Genomic DNA, 1,901 nt, shown 5'->3' on the forward strand with positions numbered 1-1,901 from the left:
AACGGGTCCTTGCCGGAGGCGAAGGCCATGGCGATCAGCGTGGGGCGCTTCAGGCGCATGCTGACCTTGCCGGCGTTTTCCGCGGCGCACAGGTCGGCGTAGTCGGTGGCCTTGGAGGTCTTGGTGTTGACCACCAGGCCGTCGGTGCCCCAGATGTGCGGCAGGCCGTAGACCTTGCCGCCGACCGTGGTGTTTTTCTTGGTCGCGTCGAGCATGGACGGGATGAACAGATCGGCCTTGATCTTGGACAGGTCCAGCGGCTTGTAGATCCTGAACTCGGTCTGCGGGCCGGCGATGCGGTCCTGGCTGGGCTGGGCGAGGTCGAAGCCGGCACCGGCGGTGGCGCGCAGCTTGGAGATCATCTCTTCGTTGTTGGAGGTGGTCACCTCGACCTTGAAACCGGTTTCCTTGGTGAACTGCTCCACCACGTCCTTGGGCACATAACCGCCCCAGGTCAGCAGGCGCAGGGTCTTGTCTTGCGCCTGGGCGCCGCCGGCGGCCAGCACCAGCGTGGCCAGAACGAGGGTGGACAACTTGTTCTTCATGGAGGAACTCGCTTTCAGAGTGGGTGTGTGACAGATCGGAACTGAAAGGCGCCCATGAACCGTGCCGCGGGCGCCCGCCGGATGTGCAGCACGCAGAATCCGGTAAAGGCCAGAATAAGTCAAGGCTGTGAAAGTGGTGTGACAGGCGCTCGCGGCGCCATCGCTCAAGCGGCGAGGTGCACGGCGTCAAAGCCCAGGTGGTGCATGAACTCGCGCAGGATCAGCACCAGGGCATCGCCCGAGGGGTCGTCGAAGCCCGTGCTGCGCGCCGACGGAGCACCCATGGCGCGCGCCGCCAGCGCCTGGTACCACTGCTCGACCGTGGCCAGCGAAATGGCCTCATGGCCCACCGCCTGAATGGCCCCATCGCGTCGCAAGGGCGCCACTGCGCCGCGCGCCACCCGGAGCCGGGCGCCGGGCGGCACGCGGGGGTGCAGCCCTTCGATCTGGTCCTCCACCACCTGGATCGCGTGCTCGATCGCCCACGGCGACGGGCCGCCGCCCGGCCCACCCATGGGCCACAAGGTGGTCAGCCCGATGGGCAGGGCGAAGCGTTCGTCGGCCACGCCCGGCCGCTGCAGCACGACGCCGGTTTCCCGCGCGCCGACGTCCAGCCGCAGGGTGGTCGAGGTGACGGGCTGTGGCATGGCGGCCCGCTTCAGGCGGCCAGCGTGGCGGCAGCCGCGTCGGGCACCGCGCCGAACAGGTACGCGTCCATCGCCAGCACGCCGTGGGTGATGCCGCCGTGCACACGCGTGGCCGGCACCTGCGCACCGGCGGCGCCCGCGGCCACCATCAGCGGCCACAGATGCTCGGCCGTGGGGTGGGCGCGCTGCGCGTGGGGCGCCATCACCATGGTCTGCTGCAGCCGCGCGTGGTCGCGGTGGGCCACGGTCTGGGCGACCCAGGCCGCGAACTCGGCGGCATAGGCCTCCCCATCGGCATCCGGTTCACCGAAGCGGACCTCGTAGAGGTTGTGCGTGAGGCTGCCCGAGCCGATGATGAGCACGCCCTCGTCCGCCAACGGTGCCAGCGCCTGCCCGAAGGCGTAGGCCCGCTCGCCGTCCAGCCGCGCCGGCAGCGACACCTGAAAGACCGGCACATCGGCCTGCGGCAGCAGGTACAGCAGCGGCACCCAGGCACCGTGGTCCAGCCCCTGCTGCGGGGCCGCCTCGGCCGCCCAGCCCGCGGCGCGCAGCACCTCGATGGCGCGCTGCGCCACCTCTGGCGCACCCGGCGCGGGGTACTGCAACTGGTAAAGCGCGGGCGGGAAGCCGCCGAAATCGTGCACGGTCTGCGGCGCGGCGCTGGTGGCCACGCGCGGCTCGCGCGTCATCCAGTGCGGCGAAACGACCA

The 1,901-nt window shown here is 70.4% G+C and carries 3 protein-coding genes; all 3 read right to left on the reverse strand.

Annotated elements, in window-relative coordinates; translation table 11 throughout:
* On the reverse strand, positions 1 to 545 hold a 545-nt coding region (locus tag V6M57_RS09760; RefSeq protein WP_332814793.1), incomplete at its 3' end, for an extracellular solute-binding protein.
* A 164-nt stretch (positions 546 to 709) separates the two neighbouring features.
* Positions 710 to 1,192 carry a hypothetical protein gene (locus V6M57_RS09765; protein ID WP_332814794.1) on the reverse strand — a complete coding sequence of 161 codons (483 nt, stop codon included), beginning with the start codon at positions 1,190 to 1,192 and terminating at the stop codon, positions 710 to 712.
* An 11-nt stretch (positions 1,193 to 1,203) separates the two neighbouring features.
* On the reverse strand, positions 1,204 to 1,901 hold a 698-nt coding region (locus tag V6M57_RS09770), incomplete at its 5' end, for a dioxygenase family protein (protein ID WP_332814795.1).

Origin of the sequence: Ramlibacter sp. (assembly GCF_036676645.1) — a bacterium.
GTDB lineage: Bacteria > Pseudomonadota > Gammaproteobacteria > Burkholderiales > Burkholderiaceae_C > Ramlibacter.

What these genes read in the sequence shown, in the direction of transcription:
- V6M57_RS09765 (WP_332814794.1), bottom strand. Translation starts at nt 1,192, where the DNA reads ATGCCACAGCCCGTCACCTCGACCACCCTGCGGCTGGACGTCGGCGCG.